We start from the raw sequence: 26,155 nt of genomic DNA, 5'->3' as shown, positions 1-26,155 counted from the left end.
TGGGCGAAAGGCCGAAGGGGCGAGGGGAACGAGGGGGGAAGCGATGAGCGGGGCACCGCGGTACTGGAACGAGGAGACCCAGCGCTGGGAGGAGACGGGCCCGGGGGAACAGGGGGAGACAGGGGGTGCGGCCGCGACCGCGCCGACGGTGACGCCGCCCCCGGCCGCTCCGCCGCCCCCGGATGTTTCGTCCTCCGCCGCTCCCACCCTCACGGGTGTCCCCTGGCCGGGCGGCGGCACCTCGCCGTCGTCCGGGCCGCCCGGGCCGCCCGCGCCGGCCCCGTGGTCGTTCCCCGAGGTGCCCCACGGCCCCGCCGGGCCGCCCACCCCGCCCGTGCCCCCGGCACCGGCTCGGCACGGGCTCGACCGGAGGCGGGTGTGGACCGTGGTGGGTGGGGCCGCCGTGATCGGGGTGGTCGTGGGGCTGGTGCTGACCCAGACCCTGGGAGGCGGCAAGGGGGCGGTCGGCCAGGGGGACGACAAGCCCGCCTCGGCGAGCGTGTCGCAGTCGGCCGGGTCCGAAACGCCCGGGACGGAGGAGGCCCCGGCCCCGCGGCAGCCGACGTCCGCCGCCGAGGAGATCACCTCGCCCGCCCCCGACCCGGACAGCACCGTCCCCGCCGGTTACGACCGGTACGCCGACTCCGAGGGCTTCACCATCGCCCGCCCCACGGGGTGGACCCGTAGCAGCGTGTCCTCCCAGTACGGCATGGACGTGGTCACCTACCGCAGTCCCGACAGCGGCATGCGGCTCCAGGTGTTCGAGGTGGCGGAGCCCTCGCCCGACGCGTCGTACCAACTGTTCCTCTCCGACGCCACCCCGAAGGCCCCCGGATTCGAGCAGCTCTCCCTCGAAACGCTGGACGACGGTGATTTCACCGGCTCCCGGCTGGAGTACCTGGCGGACTCCATCAGGGGGGAGCCCGACATCGGGACCTGGCACGTCGTCGACCTGCGCTTCCAGGCCGCCGACGGCAAGCTGTACGCGCTCGCCGCCTACGGGGCCGACTCCGACGGTCACGAGGACGAGCGGGAACTGATCCGGACCGCCCTCGAACACTTCTGCCCGCCGGACACCACCTGCGGAACGGCCATGGACCTCGGCTGAACCGATCCCGAGCGGTGGTTCGGGATGTTTTCCTCCGCTGTGACCGTATGTTCTGTGGCACGGCACACACCCCGCCATGAATCGCGCATGCATTCGGATTCCGGGGGAAGGAGCCCTCCCGTTCCGTGGGTGACGCCTGTGTGGCTCAACCTGGTCACTCGACCTGTGTCACCCATGGGCGCTGAACAGGAACGGAAGGCAGCAGGCGATCATGGCGGACAGTCCAGAGCTTCAGGTGCGCACCTCCATCCACGCGGGAGGTGAGTGGCGGGCGGCCGTCTCGGGGGCGACGCGCGAGATCATCGACCCCGCGGACGCCCTGCCGTTCGCCGTCGTCGCGGAGGGCGACGAGAAGGACGCCGACCTCGCGGTGGCCGCCGCCCGTCGCGCGTTCGACGAGGGCCCGTGGCCGCACACCCCGGTCGCCGAGCGGGCCGCGCTGCTGCGCCGCGTCGCCGGTCTCCTCGTCCGGGACCGGGAGGAACTCGGCCTGCTGGAGAGCCGGGACGCGGGCAAGACCGTCGAGGAGGGGCGCGTCGACATCGACTGTGTCGCCGACGCCTTCCGCTACTTCGCCGACCTGGTCGCCGGGGAGGCCCCCGGCCGGGTCGTCGACGCGGGATCCGCCGACGTCCACAGCGTTGTCGTGCACGAGCCCGTCGGTGTCTGCTCCATGATCACACCCTGGAACTATCCGCTGCTCCAGGCCAGTTGGAAGATCGCCCCAGCCCTCGCGGCCGGCAACACCTTCGTCGTCAAGCCCAGCGAGATCACCCCGCTGACCACCGTCGCGCTCATCGCTCTGCTGGCCGAGGCGGGACTGCCCGCCGGTGTCGCCAACATCGTCACCGGCCCCGGCCACACCGTCGGCGCCCGGCTCGCCGAGCACCCCGACGTCGACCTGGTCTCCTTCACCGGAGGACTGGCCAGCGGTACCAAGGTCGCCCAGGCCGCCGCGCCGGGCGTGAAGAAGGTCGCTCTCGAACTCGGCGGCAAGAACCCCAACGTGGTCTTCGCCGACGCCTGCGCCACCGCGGAGGGCTTCGACACCGCCGTCGACCAGGCGCTCAACGCGGCCTTCATCCACAGTGGCCAGGTCTGCTCGGCGGGTGCGCGGCTCATCGTGGAGGAGTCCGTCCGCGACCGCTTCGTCACCGAACTCGCCCGCCGCGCCGAGAGGATCAGGCTCGGCCGGGGCACCGTGGACGGCGTCGAGTGCGGACCGCTGGTCTCCGGGCAGCAGCGGGACAAGATCGAGGCGTACGTCGCCTCCGCGCTGGAGGAGGGCGCGGTGCTCCGCTCCGGCGGCAGGCGGCCCGAGCCGTCCGCCGAGCGGCCCGAGGCCGGCTACTTCTACGAACCGACCGTCCTCGACCGCTGCCACCGCGAGATGCGGGTGGTGCGCGAGGAGGTGTTCGGGCCGGTCCTCACCGTCGAGACCTTCCGCACCGAGGACGAGGCCGTCACCCTCGCCAACGACACCGAGTACGGGCTGGCCGGCGCCGTCTGGACCGCCGACGCGGGACGCGCCCGGCGGGTGGCCGGACGGCTGCGCCACGGCACCGTGTGGATCAATGACTTCCACCCCTACCTCCCGCAGGCGGAGTGGGGCGGATTCGGCAAGAGCGGAGTGGGCCGCGAACTCGGCCCGGCGGGCCTCGCCGAGTACCGCGAGACCAAGCACATCTACCAGAACCTCGCGCCGAAGCCGGTGCGTTGGTTCGCGGGCTGAGCCGCCACCGCCGAGCGGCCCGCACGGCGGACACGGCACCGTGGCGAATTCGGCCCACGTGCCTTTCCTCAGCGCCCGCAGCACATGCGGCCCCCGCGTCACCCGGGGTGCGGCATCCCGACGTGCCCGGCGCGCAGGGTGCGCCCGTGCCGGCCCTCCCGGCCCGCGCACCCGGCGCCCTTCGCGTGCCGGGTGCCGTACCCCTCACCCCTCACCCCTCATGGCGGACGACGACGTACCGCCCCGAACAAAATTTCGAACAGTACTTCGAGCAGCACCCTGTCCACTTGATCCGAGTCCCCGTAGGAGCGACGTCCCATGCCAGAGCACACCCAGGAACACGCGCACGAACGCGGCCATGAACGCGGCCAGGAACACAGGCGGGACGACGCCCGCGGACACGGGCGCGACGCCACCCGCGACCACACGTACGACTACGTCGTCATCGGTGGCGGCACCGCAGGGTCCGTCATCGCCTCCCGGCTGACCGAGAACCCTGACGTCACCGTCGCGGTCATCGAAGGCGGCCCCAGCGACGTCGGCCGTGACGACGTGCTGACCCTGCGCCGCTGGATGGGCCTGCTCGGCGGCGAGCTGGACTACGACTACCCCACCACCGAGCAGCCGCGCGGCAACTCGCACATCCGGCACAGCCGGGCCCGCGTGCTCGGCGGATGCTCCTCGCACAACACCCTCATCGCGTTCAAGCCGCTCCCGTCCGACTGGGACGAGTGGGAGCAGGCCGGCGCCCAGGGGTGGGGCGCCGTGCAGATGGAGGCGTACTACGCCCGGCTCAAGAACAACATCGTCCCGGTCGACGAGAAGGACCGCAACGCCATCGCCCGTGACTTCGTCGACGCGGCGCAGACCACGCTCGGCGTGCCGCGCGTCGAGGGCTTCAACAAGAAGCCGTTCGACGAGGGCGTCGGCTTCTTCGACCTCGCCTACCACCCGGAGAACAACAAGCGCTCCTCGGCGTCGGTCGCGTATCTGCACCCGGTGATGGACGAACGCCCCAACCTGACGATCATGCTGGAGACCTGGGCGTACCGGCTGGAGCTGAACGGAACCCGCGCCGAGGGCGTCCATGTCCGCACCAAGGACGGCGAGGAGATCCTCGTCCGGGCCCGCGGCGAGGTCCTGCTGTGCGCCGGCGCGGTCGACTCCCCCCGGCTCCTGCTGCACTCCGGCATCGGTCCGAAGGCCGACCTGGAGGCGCTCGGCATACCCGTGGCGCACGACCTTCCCGGTGTCGGCGAGAACCTGCTCGACCACCCCGAGTCGGTGATCGTCTGGGAGACGGACGGCCCCATCCCGGACAACTCCGCGATGGACTCCGATGCCGGCCTGTTCGTACGCCGAGACCCCGAACACGCGGGCCCCGACCTGATGTTCCACTTCTACCAGATCCCGTTCACGGACAATCCGGAGCGCCTCGGCTACCAGCGGCCGGAGTTCGGCGTCTCGATGACCCCGAACATCCCCAAGCCGAAGAGCCGCGGCCGGCTCTACCTGACCAGCGCCGACCCGGAGGCCAAACCCGCGCTGGACTTCCGCTACTTCACCGACGAGGACGACTACGACGGCCGCACCCTCGTCGACGGCATCCGCATCGCCCGCGAGATCGCGAAGACCGAACCGCTGGCCCACTGGCTCAAGCGCGAGGTGGCCCCCGGCCCCGACGTCACGGGAGACGAGGAGCTGAGCGAGTACGCCCGTAAGGTCGCGCACACCGTCTACCACCCGGCGGGCACCTGCAGGATGGGCGCCGCGACCGACGAACTGGCCGTGGTCGACCCCGAGTTGCGGATTCGCGGGCTGCAGGGCATCCGGATCGCGGACGCCTCCGTCTTCCCGACCATGACCGCCGTGAACCCGATGATCGGTGTGCTGATGGTCGGCGAGCGGGCCGTCGATCTGATCGGAGGCGGTGCGTGATGAGTACCGCGACCTCTGCGACTGCCCAACCCTCCGGTACCACCGCCGACCCGGCGGCCGGCCCGCCCGTCTTCTCCGTCGACGGACTGTGGAAGGTCTTCGGCCCGAAGGCCGACCGCGTCCCCGGCGACCCCGGGCTCACCGCGCTCGACCCGGCCGATCTGCGCAGCCGCACCGGCTGCACGGTCGCCGTCCGGGACGTGAGCTTCGACGTCCGCAAGGGCGAGGTCTTCGTCGTCATGGGGTTGTCCGGCTCCGGCAAGTCCACGCTGGTGCGCTGTCTGACCCGGCTGATCGAGCCGACCGCGGGCTCCATCGCCATCGACGGCGAGGACGTGCGCGCGATGGACAAGGCACGGCTGCGCGAACTGCGCCGGCACCGCGCCGCCATGGTCTTCCAGCACTTCGGCCTGCTGCCGCACCGCACGGTCCTGGACAACGTGGCCTACGGCCTCGAGATCCAGGGCATGGGCCGGGCGCAGCGGCGCGCGAAGGCCGCCGAGGTCGTCGCCAAGGTGGGCCTGGAAGGCATGGAGCAGCGCAGACCCGCCCAGCTCTCCGGCGGTCAGCGCCAGCGTGTCGGGCTCGCCCGCGCGCTCGCCGTCGACCCCCAGGTGCTGCTGTTCGACGAGCCGTTCAGCGCGCTCGACCCCCTCATCCGGCGCGACATGCAGGAGGAGGTGATCCGGCTGCACCACGAGGAGGGCCGCACGATGGTCTTCATCACCCACGACCTCAGCGAGGCGCTGAGGCTGGGCGACCGCATCGCCCTGATGCGCGACGGACGGGTGGTCCAGCTGGGCACCCCCGAGGAGATCGTGGGCTCGCCCGCCGACGACTACGTCCGCGACTTCGTCCGGGACGTCCCGCGCGAACAGGTCCTCACCGTCCGTACGGCCATGCGCCCCGCCTCGTCGGCGGACGAGGCCGGCAGCGGCCCCGCCGTCCGCCCCGACGCCACGGTGTCGGAGGCCATCGAGGCCGTCGCCCGCGCGGGCTCCCCGGCCCGGGTCCTCGACCAGGGCCGCTGCGTGGGAATCGTCGACTCCGCCGCCCTGCTGTCGGTCGTCGCGGGGACGGGGACCCTCACCGCCGCAGGACCGGCCACCGCCACAGGACCGTTCGCCGCACCCGAGCCCTCCGCCGACCCCGAGCCCTCCGCCGACCCCGAGCCCTCCGCCGGGACGGAGCGCCCCGAGGGGGCGGTCTGATGGCGACCGTCACCGCAGTCGCCCCCCGGGCCGGCGAGCGGCCAGGTCTGCTCGGACGTGCCGCCGTGCGCAAGCTTCTGCTGCTTGCCGTGGCCGCCGCGGTCCTCGTCCCGTTCGCCGCCGCCCGCTGGGCGGGTGGCAGCTGGCCCGAGGCACTGACCGTCGACGTCTCCGAGCCGCTGGCCGGAGCCAGTGACTGGATCATCGACAACCGGGACTCCCACCCCCTCTTCCTCTACTTCTTCGGCCACGTCAGCAACGTCGTCGTCATCACCGTACGAGCCGTCTACCTCGCTCTCCTCGCCGTCGGATGGGCGGGAACGACCGCCGTCGCCGGGCTGGTCGCCTGGCGGGTCGCGGGCGTACGGCTCGCGCTCGGCACCGCTGCCGCGTTCCTCGCCTGCGGTCTGCTCGGCATGTGGGTGCCCACCATGCAGACGCTCGCCCTGATGGTGGTCGCGGTCACCGCGTCCGTCGTCCTCGGCGCGCTGCTGGGGCTCGCAGCCGGACTCTCCGACCGCATGGACCGCGTCCTGCGCCCGGTGCTGGACACCATGCAGGTGTTCCCCGCCTTCGCCTACCTCCTGCCGGTCGTACTGGTGTTCGGGATCGGTGTTCCGGCCGCCGTCCTGGCCACCGTGATCTACGCCGCGCCGCCCATGGCCCGGCTGACCTCGCTCGGTCTGCGCGGCGCCGACAAGGAGGTGCTGGAGGCCGTCGAGTCGCTCGGCGCCGGTGCCCGTCAGCGCCTGCTGACCGCCCGCATCCCGCTGGCCCGCAAGGAACTCCTCCTCGGCCTCAACCAGACGATCATGATGGCGCTGTCCATGGCCGTCATCGCCTCGGTGATCGGCGCGGGCGGCCTCGGCGACCGGGTCTACCAGGCGCTGGCCTCGGTCGACGTCGGAGCGGCCCTCGCCGCCGGCATCCCGATCGTGCTCCTCGCCGTCGTCCTCGACCGGGTCACCGGCGCGGCCGGGGCGAACGCCGACGGGCCGCCCCGGCCCCGTACGCACTGGCTGTACGTCGTAGCCGGCGCCGCGGCCGTCGCGGTCGCCGGACGTCTGGCGGACCGGCTGGAGTGGCCGGACGGGTGGGTCGTCGCGATCGCCGAACCGGTCAACCGGGCCGTCGACTGGATGACCGACCACCTCTATTCGGGCGTCCCCGTCATCGGCGGCACCGCCGACTGGGCCGCCCGCTTCACCACCTGGGTGCTCGACCCGGTCCGTGACGGACTGCAGTGGCTGCCCTGGTGGTCGGTGCTGCTCGTCGTCGCCGCCCTGGCCTGGCTGATCGGCACCTGGCGCACCGCGCTCACCGCCGTCCTCGCCATGGCCGCCGTCGGGGTCCTCGGGGTGTGGAACCCGTCCCTCGACACGCTCTCCCAGGTCCTCGCGGCCGTCGCCGTCACCCTCGTCATCGGCTTCGCGATCGGTCTCGCCGCGTCCCGCAGCGACCGTGTCGAGCGGCTGCTGCGGCCGGTCCTGGACGTCTTCCAGACGATGCCGCAGTTCGTGTACCTCATCCCGGTCGTCGCCCTGTTCGGCGTCGGCCGTGCCCCGGCCGTCGCCGCCGCCATCGTCTACGCGCTGCCGGCCGTCGTCCGCATCACCACCCAGGGACTGCGCCAGGTCGACCCGGCGGCGATGGAGTCGGCCCGCTCGCTCGGCGCGACCAGCGGCCAGCAACTGCGCCAGGTCCAGCTCCCACTGGCCCGCCCGGCGCTGCTCCTCGCCGTCAACCAGGGCGTGGTCCTGGTCCTCGCCGTCGTCATCATCGGCGGCCTGGTCGGCGGTGGCGCGCTCGGCTACGACGTCGTCTTCGGCCTCGCCCAGGGAGACCTGGCGACCGGCCTGGTCGCGGGAGCCGCGATCGTCTGCCTGGGCCTGATGCTCGACCGGGTGACCCAGCCCACCGAACGCCGCGCGAAGAAGGGAGCCTGACATGCGACGCCGTACGACCTCCGCGGTGGCCGGAGCCTTCGCGCTCGCGCTGCTCACCGGCTGCGGTGCCGCGGACATGACCAAGCAGGCCTCGCCGTACGCCAACGCCAAGGGCGCGCGGACGGTCACCCTGTCCGTGCAGTCCTGGGTGGGCGCCCAGGCCAACGCGGCCGTCGCCCAGTACCTGCTGGAGCACGAACTCGGCTACCGCGTCGACACCGTGCAGGTCGACGAGGTACCCGCCTGGGACGCGCTCAGCCAGGGCCGGGTCGACGCCATCCTGGAGGACTGGGGCCACCCGGACCAGGAGCAGCGGTACGTCGAGGACAAGAAGACGATCACGCCCGGCGGTGATCTCGGGGTCACCGGGCACATCGGCTGGTTCGTGCCGACGTACTTCGCCGAGCAGCACCCCGACATCAAGGACTGGAAGAACCTCAACAAGTACGCCGATCAGTTCCGCACCGCGGAGAGCGGCGGCAAAGGCCAGCTGATGGACGGTTCACCGTCCTACCTCACCAACGACAAGGCGCTGGTGAAGAACCTGAAGCTGGACTTCGAGGTGGTGTTCGCCGGGTCGGAGGCCGCGCAGATCACCCAGATCCAGCAGTTCGCCAAGGAGGAGAAGCCCTTCCTCAGCTACTGGTACACACCCCAGTGGCTGTCCGCGAAGGTGCCGATGACCGAGGTGGAGCTGCCCGAGTACGAGGAGGGCTGCGACGCCGACCCGGCGAAGGTCGCCTGCGCCTACCCGCACACCCCGCTCCAGAAGTACCTCAACGCGGACTTCGCGAAGGACGGCGGCGACGCGGCGGACTTCCTGAAGAAGTTCCGGTGGACGACCGAGGACCAGAACGAGGTCTCCCTGATGATCGCCGAACAGCGGATGGCTCCCCAGGAGGCGGCGAAGAAGTGGGTGGACGGCAACGAGTCCACCTGGAAGGCGTGGCTGCCCTGAGGACCGGTCCGGACCGGGTATGACGGCCGGTCCGGTCCGGACCGGGTACGACGCGCGGCCCCGGGCTCACCGAGCGAGGTGAACCCGGGGCCGCTTGTCACGCGATACGTGCGATCACGTGCCGGGTGCCGGTCAGGCGTGTGAGCCCGGCCGGTAGTGGCCCGGGGTGAGGCGGCAGGTCACACCGAACCGGTTCCAGGCGTTGATCACCGCGATGGTGGCGATCGGGCGCGCCGGCTCGGCCTCCTCGAAGTGCTCGGCGGCCCGCCCGTACACCGCGTCCGGTACGAACCGGCGCCGCCGCGACGCCCTGGTGGAGGCCCATGCCGAGCGGGCACCCGAGGTACGGGCCACGGGCATCGCGGCCGGGCTGCACGCCGTGCTCCGACTGCCGCCGGGCACCGAGCGGTCGGTCGTCCGGGCGCCCGGCAGGGCCTCTCGGTCATGGGCCTGGCGTACTTCCGGCACCCCGCCGCCGAAGTCTCTCCCTCGGACGCCCTGGTCGTCGGCTACGGGGCCCCGCCGGACCACGCCCGGGCGGCGACCCTGGACGCCCTGTGCCGGGCGCTTTTCTGAGGAACGTCCCGCAGCCCCTGCCCGACAGGCCGTTGCGGCAAGCGTGCACACCGCCCCAAAAGCCCCGGAACCATGGCCGATCGAGGCCGCGATCAAGGGCCCCCTGCCCTTTTCTCCCGGCCGGCGCCTAGGCTGTCCGCCGCGAGCCGGGGAGCACGGCGTACCGCGGCGGCGAGGCGGCACACACGGGGGAGCGGAGAGCATGGCGCAGAAGACGGCGGTCGAGAAGACGGCCCGGAAGGCGATGCCCGCAGCGCGGACACGGCGGCGGCTGCGGTCCGGCACGGTGATGCTCGGTGGTATGGGTGTCCTCGCGGCGGCCCTGTCCGCGTGCGGTTCGGATCCGGACCGCCGCTGCGTGGACCGGGACAGCTACGACTACCTCAACGGCTACAAGGTCGTCGCCGACCGGAGCTGCACGACGACCTCCGCTTCCGTCGGCAAGGACGTCAACGCCGACTGGTACTACGACGCCGACGTCAGCGACGGCTGGGCCGACGACGGCACCTTCAGCCGGAGCCGGGCCGTCGACCGGGGCGGCTTCGGCTCGTCTTCCGGCAAGCGCGGCGGCTGACCACCCCGCCGAGCGAAGCAGCGAAGGACCCGTCCGTGGAACGCCGCACCATCGAACCCCGCCCCGGCTGGCAGCAGACCGTCGAGGAACAGGGGCTCATCTACCCCCTCACCCTGCCCAAATCGCTCGAGGCCGACCGGGCGGCGGGCATTCCCGTCCCCGACGGCGCCTGGGTCCCGTACTGGGACGAGAGCGCGTACTACGTCTTCGGCCTCGACGAGGTGGAGGCGCTGGAGGAGGTCGTCGAGGAACTGCACCGCATGTGCCTCGTTGCCGCCGACCACATCGTCACCGCCGACCGCTTCGCCGACCTCGGCATCACCGATCCGCGGGTCACCCGAGCAGTCGCCGAGGCCTGGCGACGGCGGGCCGAACTCCCCTCCCTCTACGGCCGTTTCGACCTCCGCTACGACGGCACCGGTCCCGCGAAGCTGCTGGAGTACAACGCCGACACCCCCACCTCCCTGGTGGAGGCCGCCTCGCCCCAGTGGTTCTGGATGGAGGAACGGTTCCCCGGCGCCGACCAGTGGAACTCCCTGCACGAACGCCTCGTCGACGCCTGGCGGGGGCAGGCCGCGCTCCTCCCGCCGAGCAGCCCGCTGTACTTCGCCCACTCCTCGGCCGACGTACTCGGCGAGGACCTCATGACCGTCGCCTACCTCAAGGAGACCGCCGAACAGGCGGGCCTCGACACCGAGTGGCTCACCGTGGAGGAGATCGGCTGGGACCGGCTCTCCGGCCGCTTCGTCGACAACGGCCTCCGGTTCATCCGCAGCATCTTCAAGCTGTACCCCTGGGAGTGGCTCACCACCGACCGCTTCGCCGGCCACGTCCTCGACACCCTCGACAACGGCGGCGGCACCGGCAGCACCCTGTGGATCGAGCCCGCCTGGAAGATGCTGCTCAGCAACAAGGCCCTGCTGGCGATCCTCTGGGAGCTCTTCCCGGACCACCCCAACCTCCTCCCGGCCCACCTCGACGGCCCCCGCGACCTGGCGTCGTCCACCGGCTACGTGGCCAAACCACTGCTCGGCCGCGAGGGCGCCGGGGTGACGATCCACCCGCCGGGCAGCGCCCCCGTGCTCCGCGACGAACCCTGCTGCTACCAGCAGCTCGCCCCGCTGCCGGACTTCGACGGCAACCATGTCGTCCTCGGCGCCTGGACGGTCGGGGACGAGCCCGCCGGCCTCGGCATCCGCGAGTCGTCGGGCCTGATCACCGACGAGTACGCCCGCTTCCTCCCGCACGTGGTTCTGTGAGCACCCCCTTGATCCGACGCCCTTGAAGGGGCGCGGGCCCTTCACGGGACGCGGGGAACCGCGCGACCAGCCACACCGAACGTGCAGCCCGCAGCCCGCAGCCGCCGGGCAGACGCGCCCGCTCGCATGGCGGACACCCCACCACGGCACTCCGCGTCGCCCGGTAGGCTGACCGGCGGGCCGTGACTGGCGTGCTGGGATGGGACCGACCATCGGGGAGCGGCCCCCGGGCCACGCTCAGGGCCCGGTACGAGTGCCGTGCGCCTGGGCCATGCCGTGAAACCCGAACGCCACGTCCGGAGGTCCCTCATGCCCGCCGAGCCCCTCTCCACCGCTTCCACCGCCTTCCGCTCCGCCCTCGACGTGATCCGAGCCGTCGAGCCGCGCGTCGCCGACGCCATCGGCCAGGAGCTCGCCGACCAGCGCGAGATGCTCAAGCTGATCGCCTCCGAGAACTACGCCTCCCCGGCCACGCTCCTGGCGATGGGCAACTGGTTCAGCGACAAGTACGCCGAAGGCACCGTCGGCCGCCGCTTCTACGCCGGCTGCCGCAACGTCGACACCGTCGAGTCGCTGGCCGCCGAGCACGCCAAGGAGCTCTTCGGCGCCCGCCACGCCTACGTCCAGCCGCACTCCGGCATCGACGCCAACCTGGTCGCCTTCTGGTCCGTGCTCGCCCAGCGCGTCGAGGTCCCCGCCCTGGAGAAGGCCGGCGTCCGCCAGGTCAACGACCTTTCCGACGCCGACTGGGCCGAGCTGCGCCGCGCCTTCGGCAACCAGCGCATGCTCGGCATGTCCCTGGACGCCGGCGGCCACCTCACCCACGGCTTCCGCCCGAACATCTCCGGCAAGATGTTCGACCAGCGTTCCTACGGCACCGACCCGGCCACCGGTCTCATCGACTACGAGGCCCTGCGCACCTCCGCCCGCGAGTTCAAGCCGCTGATCATTGTCGCCGGGTACTCCGCGTACCCCCGGCTGGTGAACTTCCGGATCATGCGCGAGATCGCCGACGAGGTCGGTGCCACGCTCATGGTCGACATGGCGCACTTCGCCGGTCTCGTCGCCGGCAAGGTCTTCACCGGCGACTTCGATCCGGTCCCGCACGCCCAGATCGTCACCACCACCACCCACAAGTCACTGCGCGGTCCGCGCGGCGGCATGGTCCTGTGCGACGACTCCCTCAAGGACCAGGTCGACCGCGGCTGCCCGATGGTCCTGGGCGGCCCGCTCCCGCACGTCATGGCCGCCAAGGCGGTCGCCCTGGCGGAGGCCCGGCAGCCCGCCTTCCAGGACTACGCGCAGCGCATCGTGGACAACTCCCGCGCCCTCGCCGAAGGCCTGATGCGCCGCGGCGCCGCCCTGGTCACCGGCGGCAGCGACAACCACCTCAACCTGATCGACGTCGCCGCCTCCTACGGTCTCACCGGCCGGCAGGCCGAGGCCGCCCTGCTCGAGTCGGGCATCGTCACCAACCGCAACGCCATCCCGGCCGACCCGAACGGCGCCTGGTACACCTCCGGCATCCGCATCGGCACCCCCGCGCTGACCACGCGCGGCCTGGGCACAGCGGAGATGGACGAGGTCGCCGCCCTCATCGACCGTGTGCTGACCAGCACGGAGCCCGGTACCACCAGCAAGGGCGCCCCCTCCAAGGCCCAGCACATCCTCGACGCGAAGATCGCGGACGAGATCTCCCGCCGCGCCACCGATCTCGTCGCCGGTTTCCCGCTCTACCCGGAGATCGACCTCGGCTGAGGAGTTCCTCCTCGACGCGTCCCACGGCGGTCCGGCCATGTGCCGGGCCGCCGTGGGACGTCGTCAGGCGTCCAGCAGCTCCTGCCTCGGTCCCGGATCCTCCCGGTCCTCCCGCCGGCGGATCAGCGGCAACCGCGTCACGTACGGGCGCAGCACCAGGGCCAGTGCCGCTCCGGACACCAGGCCCGGTATCGCCCACCACCAGTCGGTGCCGTCGCCCGTCGCCGGCATGGCGCGGGTCTCGGAGGCCGCCGAGGCCGCACCCTGGTCCGTCCCCGCCCCGGCCTGCTCCGTCTCCCACGGTGCCGGGTAGATCCCGGGAGCCGATCCCGTGCCTGTCGTCTTGCCCATCACACCCAGCTCGAACAGGAACTTGTGCACATCCGACGGGTACTCGGCGCGGTGCCAGAGGCCGTTCGGCGTTTCGGCGAGGTGCCCCGCCGTGTGTATCCACACGTCTTGGCCCATGTCCGCCAGGAAGACCCGGTCCACGCGCCACGGTGTCACGTCGTGCACCATCCACGTCACATTGATCAGCCGGGCCGAGGCCGAGGCCGCATCCGGCGGCCTCTCACGAGTGCCCTTGCCGACGGGGCCGAGCAGTCGCTCCAGCATGCCGTACTCCTCGTCGGAGGAGTACAGCGACGCCGTTTCCTCGCTCTCCGGCGAGACCACCAGCACGCTCGTCGGCCCCCCGGCGGAGGCCGGCGACGCTCCCCACATCGTCAAGGCCAGCGCCGCAGCCACCACCACGCTCGCCGCGAGGTGTCGCATCCTTCCCGTCCACCGGTGCATCCGGACCCCCACTCGGCCGGTCGATTCCCGTGCGGCCCGCCCGTGAGCCGCCTGTCACTTCTGGTACACCGCCCGACCCGGTGGGGTTCCCAACCGGCGGCCCCCAATTCGAGACCCCACCGGAGGGCCCCACCACCCGGATTCCATGGGCTTCACGGCTTCACGGCCCCACCGACTCCGCGATCTCCAGCGCCCGCGCCTTGGACGCCTCCCCCTCCAGTCGCAGCGTCACCTCACGCGCGTTCCCCCCGTCGGCCACTCCGCCGCCCCCCGGCCACAGCAGCGTCGGCCCGGCCGTGCGTTCCTTCCGGGTGAAACGGTGACCGTCCGCGTCCACCAGCCAGAAACTCAGAAGGTGGGGCCGCGGGAACCACAGCGCCGGATCCGGCACCCCGCCACCTCCGGCGCGGTCCCCGCCCAGCGACGTCCACTCGGGCTGCTCGCGCACACTCTTGAGGAACGTGACGTCCAGCCGGGCCGGAAACTCGTCCAGCCGGATCGTGCGCCCCCGCTCCCGCCAGCACAGGCTCACCAGGAACCGGCCGCGCGGCAGAGCGCTCACCGTCACCGCGTCGGGAGCGCCCAGCGCCTTCGGCACCAGCGGCGCGAACCCCGCCTGCCGCTCCGCCCGGCCGAGCGACACCGACGGCCCGCAGTCCGGCACCTCGGCGCCCTCGGAGGGCACCGCCGACGGGTCGTAGCGCACCTCCACCCCACCGAAGCCGAACCAGTCGGACACCGCCGCCCGCACCGGGGGCGTCAGCGTGAGCACCGTCAGCAGCCCGCACAGCGTGGCGGCCAGCGACCGCCACCGTGCCCGCGTCCAGCGACGCACCACCCGCAGCCGCTCCCCGGCACCTTGCGCTGCGGCCACCGGAACAGGCACCTCCTCGGCCACTATCTGCGCCAGCACCCGCTCGACCATCGACTCGGGCCCGCCGACCCCTCCCGTCCCGTCCATGGACCGGCCGAGCGCCCGCAGCTCCTCCCTCAGTCGGGCGGCCTCGGCGCGCCGGCGCCCGACGCCGCCTCCCTCACCGCCGTACGGCTCGCTCACGTCAGGTCACCCCCTTTCCGGGGCCGGAAGTCCGGCAACAGGTGCTCCAGCTTCCGCAGGGCGCGGTTCAGACGTGATTTCACCGTGCCCCGGGGCCAGTCCAGGGCCTGAGCGGTCTCCCGCTCGTCCATCTCCAGCAGATAGCGGTAGGTGACGACCAGGCGATGCTCCTCGCTCAGCTTCTCCAAGGCGGCCGTCAGCGCGGCCCGGCGCTCCGTCTCCAGCGTCACCACCGCCGGATCCGCCGATTCCGGTATCACCGGCTCCGCCTTCACGAACGCCGCCTCACGGCCGGCGAGGGTGTACCGGCGCGTCGCCGCGCGCACGGTGTTCCTCGTCTCGTTGGCCACGATCGACAGCAACCACGGCCGGAACGCCGTGTCGTCCCGGAACCGGCCCAGCGCGCAGTACGCCTTGACGAAGGCCTGCTGCACCACGTCCTCCGCGTCCGCACCCGCCCCGAGCGCGGTGGCTGCCCTGAGCGCGATGCCCGTATGGGCCCGCACCAGCTCCGCGTACGCCTCCGGCTCCCCGGCGCGTACGCGTGCGATCACCGCGGTCTCATCGACGATGCGGCCCCCCTCCCGCGCCCCCACACTCTTGTTACACCGCCGGAGGCGGATCGGTTCCCACCTGTTTCCGGTCGGTTCCGGACCGCTCTCGGGAACCTGAGAGAATAGGGGCCATGGCCTCTGAAAGTCCTCGCGTGCTCTCCGGAATCCAGCCCACCGCAGGCTCGTTCCACCTCGGCAACTACCTCGGCGCCGTCCGCCAGTGGGTGGCCCTGCAGGAGACGCACGACGCGTTCTACATGCTCGCCGACCTGCACGCGATCACGGTCATGCAGGACCCTGCCGAGCTGCGGGCCAACACCCGGCTCGCCACCGCCCAGCTGCTGGCCGCCGGGCTCGACCCGGAGCGCTGCACGCTCTTCATCCAGAGCCACGTGCCCGAGCACGCCCAGCTCGCCTGGGTCATGAACTGCCTCACCGGCTTCGGCGAGGCCTCCCGCATGACCCAGTTCAAGGACAAGTCCGCCAGGCAGGGGGCCGACCGGGCCTCCGTCGGCCTGTTCACGTACCCGGTCCTCCAGGTCGCCGACATCCTGCTCTACCAGGCGCACGAGGTGCCGGTGGGCGAGGACCAGCGCCAGCACATCGAGCTCACCCGTGACCTCGCCGACCGCTTCAACGGCCGGTTCGGCCCGACCTTCACCGTCCCGAAGCCGTACATCCTCAAGGAGACGGCGAAGATCTACGACCTTCAGGACCCGACGATCAAGATGAGCAAGTCGGCGTCCACGCCGAAGGGCCTCATCAACCTCCTCGACGACCCGAAGGTCACCGCCAAGAAGGTGAAGAGCGCGGTCACCGACACCGACACCGTGATCCGCTACGACGTCGAGAACAAGCCGGGTGTGAGCAACCTCCTCACGGTGCACTCGACCCTCACCGGAGCGGGCATCGCCGAGTTGGAGGAGCGTTACGCCGGCAAGGGCTACGGCGCGCTGAAGACGGACCTCGCCGAGATCATGGTGGAGTTCGCGACTCCGTTCAGGGAGCGCACCCAGCAGTACCTCGACGACCCCGAGACACTCGACTCGATCCTGGCCAAGGGTGCGGAGAAGGCCCGCGCCGTCGCCGCGGAGACCCTCGCCCTGGCCTACGACCGGGTGGGCTTCCTGCCCGCCAAGCACTGACCCGGCCCCGGCCCCGGCCACCACGGAACTGAACGCGGGCCCGGCACCGATTCGTACCACCGGGTGAGCGCCGTACATCACTCCGGCTGCGCCTGCCCGGGAGCGGGCCGTGGTCGTACAGTCGGTACAAGGGCGGCCGCCTCGGCGGCCACCCGCTGTGTGCCGGACCGGCACCACCACGACAACGGAAACGACGGCTACGACGGAAACGAAGGAGACGACGTGGGGACCGTAATGATCGGTGTGTCGATCGCGGTCCCGGAGCCTCACGGCAGCCGGCTTCAGCAGCTGCGCGCGGGCTTCGGTGACGCCGCTGCTCACTGCATCCCCACGCATGTCACCCTGTTGCCGCCGACGGAGGTCGACGAGGGCGACCTGCCGGCCATCGAGACGCATCTGAGCGAGGTCGCCGCGACCGGCCGCCCGTTCCTCATGCGGCTCTCCGGCACCGGCACCTTCCGGCCACTGTCACCCGTGGTGTTCGTCCGGATCGTGGAGGGCGTCGAGGCCTGCACCTGGCTGCAGAAGCAGGTCCGCGACGCGTCCGGTCCCGTCGCGCGTGAGCTGCAGTTCCCGTACCACCCTCATGTCACCGTGGCGCACGGCATCGAGGAGGCGGCGATGGACCGCGCCTTCGAGGAACTCGCCGACTACGAGGCGCGGTGGCCCTGCACCGGATTCGCGCTCTACGAACAGGGTGCCGACGGGGTGTGGCGCAAGCTGCGGAAGTTCCCGTTCGGCTCGCTGGTGGTGCCCCCGCAGCCCGACCACACCGACCGCGGCTCCGTCACCGCGCACTGACCGACCTCCGGGCCGTGAGGACTCAGACCGGCAACCGCCGGAACACCGCCCGGGGCAGGTGCCGCAGCACCGACATCACCACGCGCAGCCTGCCCGGCACCCACACCGTCTCCGCGCGGCGGCGCAGCCCCAGCTCGACCGCCGTCGCGACCGCCTCCGGGGTGGTGGCGAGCGGTGCCCCGGGCAGAGCGGCGGTCGCCCGGGTACGGACGAAGCCGGGACGTACGACCATGACGTGCGCGCCCGTGCCGTACAGCGCGTCGCCGAGACCCTGGGCGAAGGTGTCCAGGCCGGCCTTGCTGGAGCCGTAGATGAAGTCCGCGCGGCGGGCCCGCTCGCCGGCGACGGACGACAGCACCACCAGGCAGCCGTGCCCCTGGTTCTGGAGGGCGCCCGCGCACACGAGGCCCGACGAGACCGCCCCGGTGTAGTTGGTCTGCGCGACCCGGACGGCGGCCTGCGGCGACCGCTCGTCGTGGGCCTGGTCGCCGAGGGTGCCGAAGGCGAGCAGCACCATGTCGATGTCACCGTCCGTGAAGACCTTGCCGAGGGCACTCTCGTGGGAGGCGGGGTCGAGGGCGTCGAAGGCGACGGTGCGCACCTGGGCGCCCAGGCCGCGCAACTGCTCCGCGGCCCGGTCCAGCGCGGGAGAGAGCCGGCCCGCCAGCCACACCGTGCGGGTGCGGCGGGCGATCAGCCGGCGCGCCGTGGCCAGCGCGATCTCGGACGTACCGCCGAGGACGAGCAGGGAGCGGGGCAGCCGGGCCGCGGCGGGAGCGATGCGGCCCCATCCCGTGGGAGAGACGGTGTCATCAGGCATGTCGGTGACCGTATCGCCCCTATATGGACGATTGGTTTTGAAACCTTGCGCCACTCCCCGGAACGGGTGATTAATGGGATGTCGCTCCGGACATGGGATTTCCCCCGCAGGGGCAAAGGCGGTTCATGGACTGGCTGAAGAAACTCCCGGTCGTCGGCCCGTGGCTCACGCGGCTGATGCTCACGCACGCGTGGCGGTCCTACGAGCGGATGGAGCGGGTGCACTGGACCCGGCTGGCCGCCGCGATGACGTTCACCAGCTTCGTCGCACTGTTCCCGCTGCTCACCGTCGCCGCCGCGATCGGCGCCGCCATGCTCAGCCAGGGGCAGCAGGACACCCTCCAGAAGAAGATCGCCGAGCAGGTGCCCGGCATCTCCGACCAGCTGGACATCGGGAACCTGGTGGAGAACGCCGGCACCATCGGCCTCATCGCCGGTGCCGCCCTGCTGTTCACCGGCATCGGCTGGGCCGGATCGATGCGGGAGTGCCTGCGCGCGGTGTGGGAGCTGTCCGACCCGGAGGAGAACCCCGCCCTGCGCAAGGCCAAGGACGCGGGCATCCTCGTCGGGCTCGGCGGCGCGGTCCTGGTCACCCTGGTCGCCTCCACGGTCGCCTCGACGGCGGTCGGCCGGATCAGTGACGCCATCGGGTTGGAGAAGGGCGGCTGGGGCGGGATCGTGCTGCGGGTCGCGGCCTTCGCCGTCGCCGTGGGCGCCGACTTCCTGCTTCTGCTGTACGTCCTGTCGCTGCTGCCCGGCGTCGAGCCCGCCCGCCGCAGTCTGATCGTGGCCGCGCTCATCGGCGCGGTCGGCTTCGAACTGTTGAAACTGCTGCTCAGCGGCTATATGCAGGGCGTGGCCGCGAAGAGCATGTACGGCGCGTTCGGTGTCCCGGTCGCCCTGCTGCTATGGATCAACTTCACCATGAAACTGGTCGTGTTCTGCGCCGCCTGGACGGCGACGCAGAGCCAGGAGGGAACAGCGGTCACGGACGCGGACGGCGGCGCACCAGATCCGGCAACGGCCAGCGGCGGTTGACCAGGAACGCCCCGCCCGCGAGCAGCACCAGCACCCCGCCCGTGACGCCGAGCGCGGTCCCGATGCCGCCGGCCCCGGCCGCGGCACCCGCCACCGGCTTGCTGCCCGCGGCGCCGAGCGCGCCCTCACCCGCGCCGCCCGCCTCGCCGGGGGAGGCACTGGCGGCCGGCCGGACATCGGCCTGCGCGGCGCTTCTGGGCGGCACCAGCTCACCCACCGGATCGACCTTGCCGGCTGCCTTGAACCCCCAGTCGAACAGCCTCGCGGTCTCCTTGTAGACCCTGTTGCTCTCCTTCTTCTCCGGGTTCATCACGGTGACGAGCAGGACCCTGCCGTCCTGCTCGGCGACCCCGGTGAAGGTGGCGCCCGCGTTGGTGGTGTTGCCGTTCTTCACCCCCGCGATGCCCTCGTAGACGGGAACGTCGTAGTCGCCGGACAGCAGCCGGTTGGTGTTCTGGATCTCGAAGGACTCGCGGACCTTCTTGCCCTTCTTGTTCTTCTTCGTCTCACCGGGGAAGTCCGCGCGGACGGTCGAGGCGTACTCCCGGAAGTCCTTCTTCTGCAGTCCGGAACGGGCGATCAGGGTCAGGTCGTACGCGGACGACACCTGCTCCTCGGCGTCGTAGCCGTCCGGACTCACCACGACCGTGTCGAGGGCCTGGAGCTCCTCGGCGTGCTCGTTCATCTCCTCGACGGTGTTCTCGACGCCCTTGTTCATGGCGGCCAGCACCCGCACGGCGTCGTTGCCCGAGCGGAGGAAGACGCCGAGCCACAGGTCGTGGACGGTGTACGTCTCGTCCTCCTTGATCCCGACCATGCTGGAACCGGAGCCGATACCGGCCAGGTCGGAGGACTCGACCTTGTGCTCCGACGAGCTGGGCCACTTCGGCAGCAGGGTGTCGGCGAACAGCATCTTCAGGGTGCTCGCCGGGGCCAGCCGCCAGTGCGCGTTGTGCGCGGCGAGCACCTCGCCCGACTCGGCGTCGGCGACGATCCAGGACCGGGCCGACAGGCCCTTCGGCAGCACCGGCACGCCGCTCGCGAGATTGACCTGGGTCCCCGCCTGCCCGAGCCGGGTGCCGCCCACCGTCGACATCTTCGCCGGGGGAGCGGCCTTGGAGCCGTTCGAGCCCTTCGACTCCTTCGACTCCTTCGACGGGTCGGCCGTGGCCGAGGAACCGGCCGAGGGCTCGGACGAAGGGCTGGACGACGGGCTCGGGGCCGCGAGGGCGACGGGAGCGGTCAGCGCGGTGGACAGCAATATGGCGGAAGTGACCAGCAACGAAAGCCGGATGGAGTTTTTGGGTGCGAGCACGGTCGGAAACGTACATGCAGTGCCTGAGGAAGTCCCCACTCCCTCCCCACCCCGCGAACGGAACCGGACACCGGCCGGTGATACTGGATCCATGCCGTGCCCGCCCGGGGGACGACCCCCGGAGCCCCGGCCGAATCCGGGCGCCCGGCGTTGCGATGAAAGGTCAGATCTGGTGAAACTCAGCCGCCCCGTCTCCTGGTTCCTGCTCGCCTTCGGGGTGTGGAGCTGGATCATCTGGATCACTTTCGTCAAGAACCTGGTCAAGGACGGCAGCGGGCTCGCCTTCGACGACGGCGAGCCGACGACGTATTTCTGGGTCCATCTGCTGCTGGCCGTCGTTTCCTTCGTATGGGGGACGGTCATCGGAGGCATCGGGTTGCGTGGTCTGCGCGCACTGAGCCGGACGTCACGGACGTCGTAACGGAAACCTGGGGAACACCGCACCGTGGTCATCGTCTTCGTACTCGTCGCGCTGCTGGTCCTGTCCGTCCTGGTGACGGGCAACTGGTACCTGTGGCGCCGTCTGTTCCGCGACACGACCAGGGCTCCGGGCGCCGTGCGCCGCGTCGGCGCGGTGGTGATCGCCGGAGGCTGGGCGGTGACCTTCGCGGCGTTCTTCGCCACACGCAGCGATGCCCCGTTCTGGCTCAAGCAGGTCCTGGCCTGGCCCGGCTACCTCTGGCTGGCCCTGTGCCTCTACCTGGTCCTCGCGGTCCTCGCGGGCGAGGCCGTCCGCCCGGTGCTGCGCCGGGTCCTGGAGCGCCGGGCGCGGCGCACGGCAACGCCACCGAGCCAGGAGCCGACGCCGATACCGGTGGGCGCGACGGCCGCCGCGGCCGCACGGGGAACGTCACAGCCGGCGGACGCGGACGCCCCCGCGCCGACCGGTACCACGCCCCCTGCCCCCGCCGTCGATGCCCCCGATGAACCCGATGAACCCGCCACCTCGAAGGCCCCCGCCGGTCCCTCCCGGCGGCTGTTCGTCTCCCGGGTGGTCGCCGGGGCCGCCGCCGCGGCGGCCGTCGGGACGGTCGGGTACGGAACGTACGGCGTGGTGCGCGGACCGCAGGTGAAGCGGGTCACCGTGCCGCTCGCCAAGCTGCCGCGCGCGGCGCACGGTTACCGGATCGCCGTGGTCAGCGACATCCACCTGGGGCCGGTCCTCGGCCGGGGCTTCGCGCAGAGGGTCGTCGACACGATCAACTCGACCCAGCCCGACCTGATCGCGGTCGTCGGCGACCTGGTGGACGGCACGGTCAAGGAACTCGGCCCGGCCGCGGCCCCGCTCGCGCAGCTGAAGGCACGTCACGGCTCCTTCTTCGTCACCGGCAACCACGAGTACTTCTCCGGTGCCGAGGAGTGGGTCGACGAGGTGCGCCGGCTCGGCCTGAACCCGCTGGAGAACGCGCGCACGGAACTCCCGCACTTCGACCTCGCCGGGGTGAACGACCTGGCCGGCGAGAGCGACGGCCAGGGCCCCGACTACGCGCGGGCGCTCGGCGACCGGGACCGGGCCCGCGCGTGCGTGCTCCTCGCCCACCAGCCGGTGATGGTCCACGAGGCCGTCGACCACGGCGTCGACCTCCAGCTCTCCGGCCACACCCACGGCGGCCAGCTCTGGCCCGCCAGTTACCTCGCCGCCGCCGCCAACCCGACCCTCGCGGGCCTGGACCGCTACGGCGACACCCAGCTGTACGTCAGCCGCGGTGCCGGCGCCTGGGGCCCGCCGACCCGGATCGGCGCGCCGTCGGACATCACGGTGATCGAACTGGCGTCGAAGCAGACCTGACGGCCGCACCGCAGGCTCCCGGGGACCGCCCCGGGCTTGCGGTGCGGCCCCCGGGACCCCGGGCCCCCGGGCCCGCGGTGCCGCCCCGGGGTCGTCCGGTCGGCCGGTCGGACCGACGGCGTGAGGGCCTGCACGCCTTCCCTCCCCTCCCCCGAGCTCCCGGAGCAGGGAACCCCGTACCCGGGCCACCGCATCGGCGCTCTTTCCGGCGTCGCGGCGGGTTGCACCGACCCACCGCCGGACGCGCGGGCCGCGTCCACCCGCACCGGACAGGTCCCAGCCGGGCCCGGGTTTCCCCCGTCGGGCCACGGAGACCGTATCGGCGACGGCCCGTGCGGTGATCGGGACGGGCTCCAGGGCGCTCCCCGGAACAGGCCGCGCCTCCCCGGCGGTGCCGGTGGCGCTGTGCGTCCCGTCCGGCCCCTCCCTCGCCGCGTTCAGCCCCTCCCTCGCCGGCACCGCCGCCTCCGCCCGTACCGGCGGTGTCACCGTCACCTGCCCCAGCCCTCGCCCGGGGCAGGTGACGGTGCTCGGCGGCCCGCCGGTGCACGACGTGGAACTCGCCCCCGGCGAGGGGGACGCCGTCAACCGACCGGACCGGGGCGCCCGTCGCTGCCGGAGGGCGTCCCGTGAGGATTTTCTTTGTTCCCGGCGGGTGCTCCACGGGCCGTCCCGTCGTTTCCGGGGGGTGCCCCCCGGTCCTTCGCCGGGTCCGGCAGCATCTTGGTCATCCCCGGCAGGAACTCCGTGAACATGTCGTGGACCTCGCGGACCAGCGGGCGCAGGACCCGGAAACGGGCCAGGGCGACGCCCCGCGCGGTGATGCGGGCGCCGCGCTCGGCGAGGCGGTAACTGCGTTCACGGCCCTCGGTACGGTCGAAGATCCAGTACAGGACGAGACCCATCTGCGCCAGCCACATCAGCTCCGGCAGCGCCTCCCGCAACTCCGGGGGCACCTTGGCCCTGGAACCGGCCAGCACCTCCTGATGGACGCTGATCGCCTCCCTGCGCGCGTGCTCCGACTCGGGGGAGAAGGGGCTGAGCGGGCTGTCCGGGTCGGCGGCGTTCTTGAAGAACTGCACCGCGAACTCGTGGTACGGCGTGGCGATGTCCAGCCACGCCTTCAGCACGCCCGCGAACCGGGCCTCCAGGTCGGTCTCGTGCTCCAGGGTCTCCCGGGCCACCCGCTGGTGCTCGGCGGCGATCCGGTCGTAGAACCCCTGGATCAGGTGTTCCTTGCCCTCGAAGTAGTAGTACGCGTTGCCGACGGAGACCCCGGCCTCCGCGGCGATGGCCCGCATGGTCGTCCTGTCGTACCCGCGCTCCTGGAACAGCCGCATGGCCGTCTCCAGGATCAGGGCGCGGGTCTGCTCGGACTTGCTGAGTGCGGCACCGTCACCGGGACCGTCGTTCTTCACGGACACGGACAGAGCTTAGGGCCTCTCGTATGGATCAGGCCGGGCTCGCGGGGTCCGGCACCGCGCCTCGCCGCGTTGTCGTCGGTCCCCAGGGCCCTGCCCTGGCTTCCTCCTGCGCCTTGCGAGCCCCCCACTGTCTGAAGGGCGTGGGCGGTGCTCCCAGCACCGGGCCCCGCTCCCTGATCCGGCTTGATCCGGCCTGATCCGGCCCGATCCGGCCCGGTCCAAGCGAAAGACCCTGGGGCCTGCCGTTGGGACATGCCGGGCTCGCGGGCCCCCTGTGGCCGCGGGGCCGCGCCGACGAGGGGTGCGGCACCCGTGCCGACCGCCGCTACGGCCGTCGGCCCAGTTGCGGGCGCTTGGTGTAGTCGGTCAGGCCGACCACGTTCCCCCAGGGGTCGGCGAACTCGACGGTCCAGCCGGTGGCGCTCGAGAACGGCCCGTCGAGCAGACCGATCCCAGCGCTCTCCAGCGCCTCGGCGGCGACGCGGGCGTCCGGCACCTCCAGCCACATCCGAGCGGAGGGCCAGGCCGGTGGCCGGCAGCCCAGGCCCTCCTCGTGCCGCAGCAGTACCCCGGGCGTCTCACCGCCCACCTTCAGCAGGACGATCCCGGCCTCGTCCAGCCGGAAGCCGACCGGGAACCCGGCCCGTTCGTAGAATCCGACGGCCTCGTCGAGGTCCCCGACGGGCAGCAGCACATGGTCGAACCCAAGCAGTTCGTAGGACTCATCGTCTGACATGACGTCACATTAGGCGGTATCTGTACAAAGTGGGCAGAAGTGGTGGTTGGGCGGCGGAGGGTCACTCGTCCGGGTGGGCGGCCGCCGCCGGGATCCGACTTCTCATTACCGCTCGAGTCCTGCAAGATGACCGACAGTTATCCGTATCTTTCAGGAGAGACCCACTGTGAGCGAGCAGCCGCAGCAGCCGTCCACGCCGCCCGGCTTCGGCCCCCCGAACTTCGACAAAGCCGGCCCGTCCGGCCCCTACGGCTACCCGCAGCCCGGCCCCCAGCAACCCGCCGATGGCCCCCAGCAGCCCGCCGGCGGCCCCCAGGCTCCCGGCGGCTACCCGCCGCCCCCCGGTGCCTATCCGCCGCCCCCCGGCGGATACCCGTCCCCGCCCGGGTTCCAGCAGCCCCCCGGGTTCGCCTTCGACCCGAGCGCGCCCTACGGGTACGACCCCTACGGGCGTCCCTACTCCGACAAGTCGAAGATCGTCGCCGGTATCCTCCAGCTTTTCCTCGGCTCGTTCGGCATCGGCCGCTTCTACACGGGCTCGGTCGGCATCGGCATCGCCCAGCTGCTCACCTGCGGCGGGCTCGGCTTCTGGGCGCTGATCGACGGCATCATGTACCTGGTCAGCAACGACCGCACGGACGCCCAGGGGCGGATCCTGCGTGGCTGAACAGGCCCGTCCGGTCCCGTCCCGGGGGCACTCGCGGTGGCATCCCGCGGCTGCCCCCGTCGCGGTGCTGGCGGCGGGTGCCGTGGGCGCCGCCTACTTGTGGGGCACCGACCCGCACGAGCCGGGTCACCTCCTGCCCCGATGCCCGCTGCGGGCCGTCACCGGCCTGCTGTGCCCGGCGTGCGGCGGTACGCGCATGGTGTACGACCTGATGCACGGCCAGTTCGCCGCCGCCTGGCTGGACAACAGGGCCCTGCTGCTCGCCGCGCCGTTCGCGCTGGCGCTGTGGGGGCGTTGGACGCTGGAGGGGTTGCGCGGCCGTGCCTGGGCGCCCCGGATCGCGCCCTGGGCCCAGGTGTTGATCCTCGCGGCGGCGGTGGCCTGGACGGTGGCCCGCAACCGCATGTGAAAAGTGCGGGAACCGGACCGGATTGATCACGGAACGGGAACATTCGACTCCCCGCTCATCCGTTCGAAGAAAATGCCCCATGCGTTCCTCTCGCGCAGGGGGGACGGTTTGCGAACCGGTGGGGTGCGGCGCCATGGTCGCGCGCATCCGTACGCGTGTCCTCGGTACTTCCTCCTGAGCCGTCCGGGCAAGCCGCCCGGCCCGTCCCACCCCGTTCCAGGAGCAGCGCCATGACCGTTCCCGCCGGCCCCCAGGCCCCCTACGGCTACGACCCGCAGGGCCGTCCCTACTCCGACAAGTCGAAGATCGTCGCCGGTATCCTCCAGATATTCCTGGGGACCCTGGGCATCGGCCGCTTCTACGTCGGTTCCGTGGGCATCGGCATCGCCCAGCTGCTCACCTGCGGTGGCCTCGGCCTCTGGGCGCTGATCGACGGCGTCATGTTCCTCGTGAGCAACGACCGCACCGACAAGCAGGGCCGCGTTCTTCGCGGCTGACGCGGCATCGGCCGCTCCGGCGGCCGGCGAGGCGCCCGCACAGGCGCGG

General features: G+C 71.9%; 24 protein-coding genes and 2 pseudogenes. 18 read left to right on the top strand and 8 right to left on the bottom strand.

What is annotated here, in order from left to right; genetic code table 11:
• The first annotated feature begins 43 nt into the window (after positions 1-43).
• From ACFP2V_RS14525 to ACFP2V_RS14500, 6 genes are all read left to right on the top strand, one after another.
• A complete protein-coding gene (locus ACFP2V_RS14525; protein WP_381211112.1) occupies positions 44-1,108 on the top strand; it encodes a hypothetical protein in 1,065 nt (354 codons plus the stop codon).
• Between the two features lie 211 nt (positions 1,109-1,319).
• Entirely contained in the window at positions 1,320-2,840 is a 1,521-nt protein-coding gene (locus ACFP2V_RS14520; RefSeq protein WP_381211109.1) for an aldehyde dehydrogenase family protein, read from the top strand.
• A gap of 318 nt (positions 2,841-3,158) precedes the next feature.
• The gene (locus tag ACFP2V_RS14515; protein ID WP_381211106.1) at positions 3,159-4,778 is read left to right on the top strand and encodes a GMC family oxidoreductase; all 1,620 of its coding nucleotides are present in this window, start codon (positions 3,159-3,161) and stop codon (positions 4,776-4,778) included.
• On the top strand, positions 4,778-5,989 hold the full coding sequence (locus ACFP2V_RS14510; protein ID WP_381211104.1) for a quaternary amine ABC transporter ATP-binding protein: 1,212 nt from the start codon (positions 4,778-4,780) through the stop codon (positions 5,987-5,989). Before ACFP2V_RS14515 ends, ACFP2V_RS14510 begins: the two co-directional genes overlap by 1 nt.
• Positions 5,989-7,935 (top strand): ABC transporter permease, encoded by a 1,947-nt coding sequence (locus ACFP2V_RS14505; RefSeq protein WP_381211101.1) that lies wholly within the window; start codon positions 5,989-5,991, stop codon positions 7,933-7,935. The genes ACFP2V_RS14510 and ACFP2V_RS14505 overlap by 1 nt, the downstream gene beginning before the upstream one ends.
• Position 7,936: 1 nt before the next feature.
• Positions 7,937-8,893 carry an ABC transporter substrate-binding protein gene (locus ACFP2V_RS14500; protein WP_381211098.1) on the top strand — a complete coding sequence of 319 codons (957 nt, stop codon included), beginning with the start codon at positions 7,937-7,939 and terminating at the stop codon, positions 8,891-8,893.
• A 132-nt stretch (positions 8,894-9,025) separates the two neighbouring features.
• Here the strand turns inward: ACFP2V_RS14500 and ACFP2V_RS14495 are convergent.
• Positions 9,026-9,184: pseudogene (locus ACFP2V_RS14495) on the bottom strand (carboxymuconolactone decarboxylase family protein); the annotation flags it as partial.
• A gap of 1 nt (position 9,185) precedes the next feature.
• On the opposite strand from ACFP2V_RS14495, the pseudogene ACFP2V_RS14490 reads away from it, so the two are divergent.
• The 4 genes and pseudogenes from ACFP2V_RS14490 to ACFP2V_RS14475 form a co-directional block, all read left to right on the top strand.
• Positions 9,186-9,469 (top strand): annotated as a pseudogene (locus tag ACFP2V_RS14490) (PLP-dependent aminotransferase family protein); the annotation flags it as partial.
• A 202-nt stretch (positions 9,470-9,671) separates the two neighbouring features.
• Positions 9,672-10,043 carry a hypothetical protein gene (locus ACFP2V_RS14485; protein ID WP_381211096.1) on the top strand — a complete coding sequence of 124 codons (372 nt, stop codon included), beginning with the start codon at positions 9,672-9,674 and terminating at the stop codon, positions 10,041-10,043.
• Positions 10,044-10,078: 35 nt separating this feature from the next.
• Positions 10,079-11,302: a glutathionylspermidine synthase family protein gene (locus ACFP2V_RS14480; protein WP_381211093.1), complete on the top strand. Its 1,224-nt coding sequence runs from the start codon at positions 10,079-10,081 to the stop codon at positions 11,300-11,302.
• 309 nt (positions 11,303-11,611) lie between these two features.
• Positions 11,612-13,060 (top strand): glycine hydroxymethyltransferase, encoded by a 1,449-nt coding sequence (locus ACFP2V_RS14475; RefSeq protein WP_381211090.1) that lies wholly within the window; start codon positions 11,612-11,614, stop codon positions 13,058-13,060.
• Between the two features lie 63 nt (positions 13,061-13,123).
• On the opposite strand, the gene ACFP2V_RS14470 is transcribed toward ACFP2V_RS14475, so the two are convergent.
• From ACFP2V_RS14470 to ACFP2V_RS14460, 3 genes are all read right to left on the bottom strand, one after another.
• Positions 13,124-13,834, bottom strand: coding sequence for a hypothetical protein (locus ACFP2V_RS14470; RefSeq protein WP_381211087.1), 711 nt, complete (start codon positions 13,832-13,834; stop codon positions 13,124-13,126).
• A gap of 181 nt (positions 13,835-14,015) precedes the next feature.
• On the bottom strand, positions 14,016-14,912 hold the full coding sequence (locus tag ACFP2V_RS14465; protein ID WP_381211084.1) for a hypothetical protein: 897 nt from the start codon (positions 14,910-14,912) through the stop codon (positions 14,016-14,018).
• Positions 14,909-15,466 (bottom strand): RNA polymerase sigma factor, encoded by a 558-nt coding sequence (locus tag ACFP2V_RS14460; RefSeq protein ID WP_381211081.1) that lies wholly within the window; start codon positions 15,464-15,466, stop codon positions 14,909-14,911. The genes ACFP2V_RS14465 and ACFP2V_RS14460 overlap by 4 nt, the downstream gene beginning before the upstream one ends.
• Before the next feature lie 131 nt (positions 15,467-15,597).
• Here ACFP2V_RS14460 and trpS point away from each other — a divergent pair, with 131 nt between their 5' ends.
• Both trpS and ACFP2V_RS14450 read left to right on the top strand, forming a co-directional pair.
• The gene (gene trpS / locus ACFP2V_RS14455) at positions 15,598-16,611 is read left to right on the top strand and encodes a tryptophan--tRNA ligase (protein ID WP_381211078.1); all 1,014 of its coding nucleotides are present in this window, start codon (positions 15,598-15,600) and stop codon (positions 16,609-16,611) included.
• Positions 16,612-16,833: 222 nt separating this feature from the next.
• The gene (locus tag ACFP2V_RS14450; RefSeq protein WP_381211075.1) at positions 16,834-17,412 is read left to right on the top strand and encodes a 2'-5' RNA ligase family protein; all 579 of its coding nucleotides are present in this window, start codon (positions 16,834-16,836) and stop codon (positions 17,410-17,412) included.
• 22 nt (positions 17,413-17,434) lie between these two features.
• Here ACFP2V_RS14450 and ACFP2V_RS14445 read toward each other — a convergent pair whose 3' ends face one another.
• Positions 17,435-18,232 (bottom strand): decaprenylphospho-beta-D-erythro-pentofuranosid-2-ulose 2-reductase, encoded by a 798-nt coding sequence (locus ACFP2V_RS14445; RefSeq protein WP_381211072.1) that lies wholly within the window; start codon positions 18,230-18,232, stop codon positions 17,435-17,437.
• A 125-nt stretch (positions 18,233-18,357) separates the two neighbouring features.
• Between ACFP2V_RS14445 and ACFP2V_RS14440 the strand changes: the two genes are divergently transcribed.
• Positions 18,358-19,269: a YihY/virulence factor BrkB family protein gene (locus ACFP2V_RS14440; RefSeq protein ID WP_381211069.1), complete on the top strand. Its 912-nt coding sequence runs from the start codon at positions 18,358-18,360 to the stop codon at positions 19,267-19,269.
• Here the strand turns inward: ACFP2V_RS14440 and ACFP2V_RS14435 are convergent.
• The gene (locus ACFP2V_RS14435; protein ID WP_381211066.1) at positions 19,217-20,584 is read right to left on the bottom strand and encodes a D-alanyl-D-alanine carboxypeptidase family protein; all 1,368 of its coding nucleotides are present in this window, start codon (positions 20,582-20,584) and stop codon (positions 19,217-19,219) included. The genes ACFP2V_RS14440 and ACFP2V_RS14435 overlap by 53 nt on opposite strands.
• Positions 20,585-20,756: 172 nt before the next feature.
• Here ACFP2V_RS14435 and ACFP2V_RS14430 point away from each other — a divergent pair, with 172 nt between their 5' ends.
• Both ACFP2V_RS14430 and ACFP2V_RS14425 read left to right on the top strand, forming a co-directional pair.
• On the top strand, positions 20,757-21,005 hold the full coding sequence (locus ACFP2V_RS14430) for an SCO4848 family membrane protein (RefSeq protein ID WP_381211063.1): 249 nt from the start codon (positions 20,757-20,759) through the stop codon (positions 21,003-21,005).
• A 24-nt stretch (positions 21,006-21,029) separates the two neighbouring features.
• Positions 21,030-22,373, top strand: coding sequence for a metallophosphoesterase (locus tag ACFP2V_RS14425; RefSeq protein ID WP_381211060.1), 1,344 nt, complete (start codon positions 21,030-21,032; stop codon positions 22,371-22,373).
• A 584-nt stretch (positions 22,374-22,957) separates the two neighbouring features.
• Here the strand turns inward: ACFP2V_RS14425 and ACFP2V_RS14420 are convergent.
• Positions 22,958-23,797, bottom strand: coding sequence for a TetR family transcriptional regulator (locus tag ACFP2V_RS14420; RefSeq protein ID WP_381211057.1), 840 nt, complete (start codon positions 23,795-23,797; stop codon positions 22,958-22,960).
• A 325-nt stretch (positions 23,798-24,122) separates the two neighbouring features.
• The gene (locus tag ACFP2V_RS14415) at positions 24,123-24,533 is read right to left on the bottom strand and encodes a VOC family protein (protein WP_381211054.1); all 411 of its coding nucleotides are present in this window, start codon (positions 24,531-24,533) and stop codon (positions 24,123-24,125) included.
• 166 nt (positions 24,534-24,699) lie between these two features.
• Here ACFP2V_RS14415 and ACFP2V_RS14410 point away from each other — a divergent pair, with 166 nt between their 5' ends.
• The 3 genes from ACFP2V_RS14410 to ACFP2V_RS14400 all read left to right on the top strand — a co-directional run bounded on the left by ACFP2V_RS14410 (position 24,700) and on the right by ACFP2V_RS14400 (position 26,106).
• Positions 24,700-25,200, top strand: a complete 501-nt coding sequence (locus ACFP2V_RS14410; RefSeq protein ID WP_381211051.1) for a TM2 domain-containing protein — start codon at positions 24,700-24,702, stop codon at positions 25,198-25,200.
• Positions 25,193-25,609, top strand: coding sequence for a DUF2752 domain-containing protein (locus ACFP2V_RS14405; protein ID WP_381211048.1), 417 nt, complete (start codon positions 25,193-25,195; stop codon positions 25,607-25,609). The genes ACFP2V_RS14410 and ACFP2V_RS14405 overlap by 8 nt, the downstream gene beginning before the upstream one ends.
• Before the next feature lie 230 nt (positions 25,610-25,839).
• Complete coding sequence (locus ACFP2V_RS14400; protein WP_381211045.1) at positions 25,840-26,106, top strand: TM2 domain-containing protein; 267 nt, start codon at positions 25,840-25,842, stop codon at positions 26,104-26,106.
• Positions 26,107-26,155 lie beyond the last annotated feature (49 nt).

Source organism: Streptomyces incanus (assembly GCF_042656345.1).
In the GTDB taxonomy this organism is placed as follows: domain Bacteria; phylum Actinomycetota; class Actinomycetes; order Streptomycetales; family Streptomycetaceae; genus Streptomyces; species Streptomyces incanus.
This window is presented reverse-complemented; position numbering and strand designations above follow the sequence as displayed.

Coding starts and splice junctions, on each gene's coding strand:
- ACFP2V_RS14515 (WP_381211106.1), top strand. CDS start 3,159: ATGCCAGAGCACACCCAGGAACACGCGCACGAACGCGGCCATGAACGC.
- ACFP2V_RS14505 (WP_381211101.1), top strand. CDS start 5,989: ATGGCGACCGTCACCGCAGTCGCCCCCCGGGCCGGCGAGCGGCCAGGT.
- ACFP2V_RS14525 (WP_381211112.1), top strand. CDS start 44: ATGAGCGGGGCACCGCGGTACTGGAACGAGGAGACCCAGCGCTGGGAG.
- ACFP2V_RS14400 (WP_381211045.1), top strand. CDS start 25,840: ATGACCGTTCCCGCCGGCCCCCAGGCCCCCTACGGCTACGACCCGCAG.
- ACFP2V_RS14500 (WP_381211098.1), top strand. CDS start 7,937: ATGCGACGCCGTACGACCTCCGCGGTGGCCGGAGCCTTCGCGCTCGCG.
- trpS (WP_381211078.1), top strand. CDS start 15,598: ATGGCCTCTGAAAGTCCTCGCGTGCTCTCCGGAATCCAGCCCACCGCA.
- ACFP2V_RS14440 (WP_381211069.1), top strand. CDS start 18,358: ATGGACTGGCTGAAGAAACTCCCGGTCGTCGGCCCGTGGCTCACGCGG.
- ACFP2V_RS14470 (WP_381211087.1), bottom strand. CDS start 13,834: ATGCGACACCTCGCGGCGAGCGTGGTGGTGGCTGCGGCGCTGGCCTTG.
- ACFP2V_RS14445 (WP_381211072.1), bottom strand. CDS start 18,232: ATGCCTGATGACACCGTCTCTCCCACGGGATGGGGCCGCATCGCTCCC.
- ACFP2V_RS14475 (WP_381211090.1), top strand. CDS start 11,612: ATGCCCGCCGAGCCCCTCTCCACCGCTTCCACCGCCTTCCGCTCCGCC.
- ACFP2V_RS14510 (WP_381211104.1), top strand. CDS start 4,778: ATGAGTACCGCGACCTCTGCGACTGCCCAACCCTCCGGTACCACCGCC.
- ACFP2V_RS14485 (WP_381211096.1), top strand. CDS start 9,672: ATGGCGCAGAAGACGGCGGTCGAGAAGACGGCCCGGAAGGCGATGCCC.
- ACFP2V_RS14520 (WP_381211109.1), top strand. CDS start 1,320: ATGGCGGACAGTCCAGAGCTTCAGGTGCGCACCTCCATCCACGCGGGA.
- ACFP2V_RS14415 (WP_381211054.1), bottom strand. CDS start 24,533: ATGTCAGACGATGAGTCCTACGAACTGCTTGGGTTCGACCATGTGCTG.